1 pseudogene is annotated in these 805 nt (G+C 64.5%); it reads right to left on the bottom strand.

The features are described 5' to 3' along the window. Positions 1 to 805, bottom strand: a pseudogene (locus HP499_RS24645) (hypothetical protein); the annotation flags it as partial.

The following is an 805-nucleotide window of genomic DNA, read 5'->3' as shown; positions in this document are numbered from 1 at the left end:
CCGTCGCCTGATATGGGGGTGACCGGCGGTGTGGCGGAAGTGTCGCCCAGCATCGCATCCACCGCGGAGACCGTCAGTTTCAGCTGCGACATGGTGGTGGACTGGGTGGCCGTGGTTGAAGACTCCAGGTCAGAGCCGAGAACCTGCAGTTGCTGCTTCAGGTCCGACATCGTCGCGGCAAGGGCCTTGGAGTTGTCCCGCAGTTCACCGGCTGTTTTCGCGCCCAGGGTCTGCGAGGTTGCCTGGAGGTTCCGACGGACATCGGTGATGGTGGATCCCGCTTTCGCCAGGACGGTGTTGACATCAGAGACCAGCGAAATGGTGCGGCGCTGCAACTCCATCTCCGAGCCTGTTCCGGAGGAGAAGGCGCTGGCAAGGACACCGTTGGCACTGAGGTCTGTATTGAGGCCCGGCTGGACGGCGACATCGAATTCGGGGACCTGGAAGTCCTTCACGTCGACGGCGAGACGCAGCGTGGTGCTGGCGCCGGAACGCGGGGGAGCCAGGACGGTGGCCCACTGGACTACGGTGGCACCGTCTTCAGTACTGCTCAGGACTCCGTTGGTACCCGTGGTGCCGTCGCCCGAGCCGGGTGTTACGTCGTCCGCCCGGATGCCGGGAAGCTTGGTAGACGCGGCGATTGTCAGCGGGGCGCCCACCAGGGCCGTGTCAGAACGGGCCTGGCCGGCGGCATCGTACTGGATGGTCTGTGGTTTGACCGTGAGGTTCTCAAGCGTCAGGTTGATCTCCACCGGGCCGGTGTGGCCTTTCAAATCGGCGAGGTCGGAACCCGATTTTTCGCCGG

Source organism: Paenarthrobacter sp. CM16 (assembly GCF_013179505.1).
Lineage (GTDB): Bacteria > Actinomycetota > Actinomycetes > Actinomycetales > Micrococcaceae > Arthrobacter.
Note: the sequence above shows the minus strand (reverse complement) of the source record. Positions and strands in the feature narration are given on the sequence as shown.